At 46.0% G+C, this 7,075-nt stretch carries 6 protein-coding genes; all 6 read right to left on the bottom strand.

Annotated elements, in window-relative coordinates:
* Window positions 1-475 (bottom strand): L-threonylcarbamoyladenylate synthase (locus A6049_RS31870; protein WP_145921977.1); only part of this gene is annotated, 475 nt, incomplete at its 3' end.
* A gap of 247 nt (window positions 476-722) precedes the next feature.
* Window positions 723-1,382: a stage II sporulation protein R gene (spoIIR, locus tag A6049_RS31865; RefSeq protein ID WP_063568413.1), complete on the bottom strand. Its 660-nt coding sequence runs from the start codon at window positions 1,380-1,382 to the stop codon at window positions 723-725.
* Between the two features lie 299 nt (window positions 1,383-1,681).
* Complete coding sequence (locus A6049_RS31860) at window positions 1,682-3,241, bottom strand: glycosyl hydrolase family 18 protein (protein WP_063568412.1); 1,560 nt, start codon at window positions 3,239-3,241, stop codon at window positions 1,682-1,684.
* A gap of 759 nt (window positions 3,242-4,000) precedes the next feature.
* Window positions 4,001-5,221, bottom strand: coding sequence for an FtsW/RodA/SpoVE family cell cycle protein (locus tag A6049_RS31855; RefSeq protein WP_063568411.1), 1,221 nt, complete (start codon window positions 5,219-5,221; stop codon window positions 4,001-4,003).
* 213 nt (window positions 5,222-5,434) lie between these two features.
* A complete protein-coding gene (locus A6049_RS31850; protein WP_063568410.1) occupies window positions 5,435-6,655 on the bottom strand; it encodes an FtsW/RodA/SpoVE family cell cycle protein in 1,221 nt (406 codons plus the stop codon).
* 85 nt (window positions 6,656-6,740) lie between these two features.
* A partial coding sequence (locus tag A6049_RS31845; RefSeq protein ID WP_481853564.1) for a class I SAM-dependent methyltransferase occupies window positions 6,741-7,075 on the bottom strand: 335 nt, incomplete at its 5' end.

The following is a 7,075-nucleotide window of genomic DNA, read 5'->3' as shown; positions in this document are numbered from 1 at the left end:
TGTCCAAGCCGTCGGTAACCCGCGGGGATACCGCCCCTGGCCTAACCGGCAGCACAAGCGTTAGCGGCCCCGGCCAGAAGGCCGTCATCAGCGCCTCCGCTGTGCCATTCACTTCCGTGACCAGTGAATCCAACTGGTCACGCTGTGCAATATGCACAATCAGCGGATTGTCCGAAGGCCTCCCTTTGGCTGCAAATACAGCTTCAACCGCAGCTGTACTGCGAGCGTCTGCGCCAAGACCGTATACCGTTTCGGTTGGGAATGCCACGGTCTGTCCTTGACGAAGACAGGCTGCGGCATCCTGTAAGTCAGCAAGAGCCTGTTTATACGCACTCCCTTTTGCCACGTCATTCTTGTTCTCATTGGTTACCAGTACATTGACATCCCACATACTTGTAACCATTTTCTCTGTACTTTCATCGTTCTCCATGCCTTTCATGGAAGACTGATGCAATTGCTCGTTCTCTCTCGTCATATATCCATCATTCCTAAACTTCAGTAGGGTAGTTAATGCAAGACATTCCGCTTCCGAGATGCCTTCTTCGCTTATGTTTTCTGATTCCTATAATTATAACATATCTGCTCTGCCCAAGGATGCGGTCTGAATCTTCCCAGCGATTAACATCATGCGATCTTTGACTCGAGCCTATGATAAAACAAAAGGGCACTTCCATGAATCGAAGTCCCCTGATAAAGCTTATATCCAGCAGCTTGTTATGCAGTTAAGCAAACAATCCCGTCACCCAATCCCACAATTTGACCGCCATATCCCACAGGAAGAAACGCGCTTCAGGTGTAGCTGCCTGCACAGATGCTTGTGCGTCCCCAGGCTCTGCGGCAACTGCAGATGCTGTTGCAGGCTTCGCCAGTGCATCACCTGTTCCTGCATCTATGAAGCATAATGGTGGAAACAACACACACCACCAGTTTTGACCCTCACCTTTTCCGAGTGTTATCCGCACCGCTTCGTAATCTCCAGCCGGATATACGGTACCCCCATATAATTTGGTTGGAAACGGAACAACCCCAAGTTCCACCTGATATGAATAGGTTAGGCCACGATTGGCAAGCTCTTCTCCTACACGATCCTCGATTTCAGATAAATGCTGACGGATGACCCCACGCGCTTCTTCCAGACTTTGCGGATTCTCCAGTTCGGTTACCCACCCATTCATTTGGGCAACGACGGCGTCCCGAATCTCGCGTTTGACCAACTGATCTCCCGCTGCATCCGAGTTTGCCAGAATACGCAAGCGAATGGATTGTTCCGGAATGGCTGTGGCCGCCACAGCTGCATCCGTTTTCTGACCTTCCCACATCATAATAATCATCATAAGACATACAATTATAAGTCCAATTTGTTTCACGATTCTTCTGCTCATTCCGTTCTCCCCCTCGGCTCCCGTGATCATGATCCCTGTAACTCTCTCATGTCTATCAGTATGCCCGGAAGAGACGGAAGTAAACCTGCTAGATTACAAATCTACTAAAATTTTAATAGGCGGGTAATACTTAAAACGAAAGGACTGTTAGTTCGCTTTATGTATGACGAAAATCAAAGAAGCGCCTGCCTATGGAACGCTTGTCGGCTGGCACTTCTTTGATAAATCTAAAACTCTAACCTACCCTTGATATTCCAATTAGCATGCTGTATGGGTGCCCTTGCTTCTCGGCTTCTCGGTTACTTATTCACCCGAAAAGCTTCCCAAGCCCCGCCAACCGAATTGCGGCTCGCTACAAGTTTACCGCCGTTATTCAGATCACAGGTCACATACAGGTTATTGGCGAGAGCCTGCAACGCGATTGTTCCATCACCCAAATCCACACGATTGAACTTCTCCCATTGCTGAATGGTTGTGGCTTTGGCGATCAGGGCACCACCCATATTAACATCCGCTGTGACATATTTATTATTGATTTTGGACTTGAGGGACACCGTTCCATCGGAGTTCGTGATCCATTCAAAAAGCTCCCAGTCTCCTGCCGTCGTCCGATTGGCGACAAGCTGGTCATTGCCTTGATTCTCGGCAGAGATGATTTGCTGATTGGCTTGAGCAACCAGATAGTTGTATCCACTTGGATTCGGAGGCTGCACCGTGCCCCCACCCGTAACCTCCGAATATACGGCTTGAAGCAGCGCACCTGAGCGGTCATTGCTGTACTCCCAGAACATGATGCCACCCAGATTGCTGTTTTTCACATATTGCACCTTCAGACTGAGCGATTGCGGGTCGTCATAGGAGATAAAGGTATTCCCATTAAACAGATAAGGAGCTTGGGCACTGCTGTCCCAGTACCGTGTATACCCGTTTTTATTCAAATATTGGCTGACAATAGTGTTGTAGTCGGGTTCAAAACCACCCGAAGCTGGCCTGTCCAGACCATTGTTCGAATTCTGGACACCAGTCCAAGCCCGGCCGTAAAAGGCTCCGCCAATAACCAGTTTATTCGCGGGAACACCGCTATTTCTGAACAGATTGACCGCAGACGTTACACTAATATCTCTTCCGGACAGATTCGTATGATGACCTGTGGTTGCGTCCCAGGTTCCATGAAAATCGTAAGTCATCAGATTGATCCAATCGAGCAGAGGCGTGATATTATTGATTTCCACACCGTTCAGATAACTGCTGCTCGCTCCGGCGGCAATGGTCAGCAGATATTGTTTGCCATTCACTTGTCCTTGAGCATTCAGCTTCTCACGCACCTTCGAGAGCAGTTGTGTGAAATTTTGTTTATCTTGCGGCCGTGCAGTTGTACCGGCAGCAGGGTTGGTCGGATATTCCCAATCCAGATCGACACCATCCAGATTATTGGAGGTTACCAACTGCACAATGCTATCGGCAAAGGTTGTACGTGAGGCGTCTGTTAGCGCTGCGTCTGAAAAACCGTTAGCTCCCCAGCCACCAACAGACAATATCACCTTCAGATCAGGGTTTCTGGATTTCAGTCCAACCATCAGTTGCAGTTTGGTACGATCCGAGTTTGTAATGGTTGCTTTGCCGTTAGAGATGAGTGCAAAGGAGTAATTGATATGAGAGAGCTGTTCTGCCTTGATATCATTCGCGGTCCAATTGGCCCAACCAGCCACATAAGCAATAATTTTCTTTGGAAGAGGAGCTGCCTCAGCTTGTTTCGCCGGTCCGATAGCAAATGTTGAAACGGTTAGTGCAAAAGATAAAAACAAGAGCATGAACACTTTTACAAATGAAGGGATCGTACCAACTCGATTTAGGTTCATCACTTAACTCTCCTTTGGGTTTTAATTTTAGGAATTCAGCAGTAGCCTTACGTTTTGGTTAGCAGGAGGATCACGCCCTGTACTCCCTGCTGCTTCTCTCGTTAATGCCGCTGAAAGGCTATGTTTGTTGATCCACATCGCTTTTCCACCCTTTCTGTTCCAATCAGACTCGAAATAAAGGAAGCGTTTACAATTAAATGTAATCGATTTCATTTAAAGAAAAAGGAATCTGAGCCGCTGAACATTCGTGGATGGAATACATAGATTCGCAGAAAAAATAGGCTAACTCAAAAAGGATCATAGTACGTTGAGCTGAAGGGCAATGGGATATCAAAGGAAATTTGTCGCTGAACAATTTTGATAATCTAGGGAAGAAGTACACCAACGAAATTACAATTACATTCATCATTGGCATGACTGGTTGCATGGATGAGGAGTAGGTTGATAACCCACTTTCAAAAGTATTGATTACTGTCTGACGTCTAGAGTGTAAGTAAGGCGGGTAAAATACGTATATAATCTAGTTAAAATTAGGATAATACAGAATTGAAATATTTGTCAATAAAATTTAAATTTGGCATTCATTCAAAGTTCCAAAGATCGCCATGCCTTTTTAACAAAAAAAAAGACCTTCACCTGACTGCCGCAGGCAAAGATCGGAATAACAAACAAATCACTTACTGCTCTATAACATACTCCCCCCCTCTTAATGAGAAGCTGGATGTCCATAGCAGAGATGAATCATACCAAACTTCAAGATTACGCTGTTGTCTTTTCCTTTTTGACCATACTCCATAAACGTTCCAGTAAGGTAGGTCGTTGTTCACCTATAAGAAGCTCGTCCTCTTCTTCCTGGCCATACAATTTAATGCTCATCACCAGCCCGATACATGCCATATTAATGAGCAACGAGGTGCCTCCATAGCTGATAAATGGCAGCGTAATGCCCGTAAGCGGCATCAGCCCAAGGAAAGCACCAATATTTTCAAACACCTGATATAACAACATGCCGATAATCCCCACAATCACGACAGGTCCCGCCCGGTCTCTACAGTGTAAAGCGATTAACACCATACGATGAATGAGGATAAAATACATTAAGAGCAGAACAGATCCACCTACAAAACCAAACTCCTCGGCAATGACCACAAAAATGGAATCCGAATATGTATACGGTACACGCCCCGATTGAACAGATGTGCCTTGCATGTAGCCTTTGCCTGTTATGCCTCCCGAGCCTATGGCGAGACCCGCATTTTTCGTATGCCAGGAAGCTTTCGACGTTGCTTTATCCGGTACAAGCCAAGGATCAATTCGCTCGGCCCAGTGCTCCCGGTTCGCCTTTTCCAGAAAGGTAAAAATCTCATCGTGATATGACGTATATGCTTTGACGAATCCAAAAAAGGTTATCCCCACAATGGCAAGAGCAATTAGTGCATGCGACAACTTGATATTCCCTATCCATAACACAGCGGCCAGAATCACGATGTATCCAAGGGCGTTGCCCAGATCATTCTGAATCATTACGAGTGCAAAGGGAACGAACGTCCATAAACCAATAGGAACGATGTCTTTCCAGAAACGAAGCGTAGAATTTTTTCTTTTGACCAATACATGAGCCAGAAACAGAATCAAGATCATTTTAAACAACTCTGCCGGTTGAAAAGAAAGATAATCATTAATCTTTATCCAGCCATTCGCATTATTGATCGTGCCCCCTATGAAATTAACAAGAATCAACAGGACAATCCCAAACCCGTAAATATAAAACGCATATTGGATATACAGTTTATAATTGACCAATCCAATACCAATGAGGGCTACGAATCCAATTCCGTAAAACTGCAAGGTTTTGATATGATGATTGCCCAATTTCGGATCGGACTGAATCGCACTGTACACCGTAAATACACTCATGACCATAAGCAGCAGCAACACAAACAGAATAACCCCGTCCATCTTCTTCAGCATTCTCAGCATGTTCCCACGTATCCCCCTGAGGCTCAATACCCATTAATTATTTCCATTAGTCTTTAATATTACCATTGTATAGAATTGGAAGAGAAAATGGAAATCCGTCAAACAAAACAACGAAAAACCCTGAAACCCACAGATCTGTCTTGCTCCGATCTGTTGATTTCAGGGTTAACTTATATCGTATTCATTTGCAAAGAGTCTGTCCTAGGATAAAGACTATTGCTCCTGTTGCGTTGATTTGCGTTTAAATAGTTTCAATACCAACTCCGTAATGCTTGGCTGTTCTGCGGAACCGAGAATATCCTCGTTCTCTTCTGTATGCACTTTGATACTCATCACAAGTCCCATACTAAGCATGTTGAGAACAAGCGAGGTTCCCCCGAAACTGATAAACGGCAGTGTAATCCCTGTCAGCGGCATCAGACCAATGAACGGACCAATGTTGACAAAGATCTGGTAGAGCAGCATCGCTATAATACCGACAATTAGATATGGTCCTGCCCTATCCCTACATTCCAGTGCAATCAGCACCAGCCTGTGAATCAAGATAAAGTAGAGCAGCAGCAGCACCGATGCTCCAACAAAACCAAATTCTTCACCAATCTGCACAAAGATCGAGTCCGCGTAGGCCAGCGGCACCCGATTCGACTGAATCGTGGTACCTTCCATGTATCCTTTACCGCTAATACCTCCAGAGCCTATAGCCAACTTGGCATTGTAGGTCTGCCAGAGCACATCCCTTGACGTCTGATCCGGTACTAGCCAGGGGTCAAAACGATCTGCCCAGTGAGAGCGACCAATGTCCTTCAGAAATTTCACAATTTCATCATGATAATGAATATACGCTTGTGTTCCAGCGATCAAAGCGGTCACCGCTATGACAAACCCGATCAGGGCATGCGTGAATTTGATATTGCCTATCCATAGAAGCCCCACCAGGATAACGACATAGCTCAGCGCATTCCCCAAGTCATTTTGAAGCAAGACGAGCAACAACGGTGGAAGCACACAGAGTGAGATTGGGATGACATCTCGTCCAAAAAACAACGGCCTGTTTTTCTTCCTCGCCAGAAGCGCTGACAGGAAGACAATCAGACATAGTTTGAATAGCTCGGCAGGCTGCAAGCTCAGGCCAAATATGGATAACCATCCTTGAGCCCCGTAGTACTCCTTACCGATAAACATAACAAGAATAAGCAGTATCATGCCCACGCCATAAATGTATAGGTAATTTTTAATGATCAATTTGTAGTTAATCATAGACATTCCGAAAAACACAATAAAACCGATAATGTAAAAAATTACTGCTTTCTGGGGATAAGCCTCCCACTTCGGTCGGCCGAAGGTGGTACTATAAATCGACAAAATACTAATAGCCATCAGTATGAGCAATATAAAAACAATCGAATAGTCTATTTTTTTGAATTTATGCAGCATGTAGTTATGTTCCTCCAAGCATTCAGCAATCTTCGGTATATCTCATTGTAGAGGATTTCACGGCAAAAAGAAAACCCGTGGAACCTTACATTTTCGTCACCTGTTCCGAAGTACGAACACCCAGTACATGCCGTTCAATGCCTGCAAGGTCTGGCACGACGATAATCTCCGGCCAATATCCGGCCGATTCAAGCAGAGCTGCGATGTCCCCTGCCTGTCCCTGACCCAGCTCAAAACCGATGATCTGCGGCGGTGCAGGCAGCAGCGTAAGCTGCTCCAGCATGATACGGTACGGCCCCAGCCCATCGGGGCCGCCGTCCAGTGCCGTGCGCGGCTCATGATCGCGCACCTCGGGCTGCAACCCGGCGATATCCGCCGCCGGGATGTAAGGCGGGTTGGACACCAGGATGTCCACCCGTG

The organism is Paenibacillus sp. O199 (genome assembly GCF_001636635.1).
Classification (GTDB): domain Bacteria; phylum Bacillota; class Bacilli; order Paenibacillales; family Paenibacillaceae; genus Paenibacillus; species Paenibacillus marchantiae.
Note: the sequence above shows the minus strand (reverse complement) of the source record. Positions and strands in the feature narration are given on the sequence as shown.

What these genes read in the sequence shown, in the direction of transcription:
- spoIIR (WP_063568413.1), bottom strand. Translation starts at nt 1,382, where the DNA reads ATGAGCAGAAGAATCGTGAAACAAATTGGACTTATAATTGTATGTCTT.
- A6049_RS31860 (WP_063568412.1), bottom strand. Translation starts at nt 3,241, where the DNA reads ATGAACCTAAATCGAGTTGGTACGATCCCTTCATTTGTAAAAGTGTTC.
- A6049_RS31855 (WP_063568411.1), bottom strand. Translation starts at nt 5,221, where the DNA reads ATGCTGAGAATGCTGAAGAAGATGGACGGGGTTATTCTGTTTGTGTTG.
- A6049_RS31850 (WP_063568410.1), bottom strand. Translation starts at nt 6,655, where the DNA reads ATGCTGCATAAATTCAAAAAAATAGACTATTCGATTGTTTTTATATTG.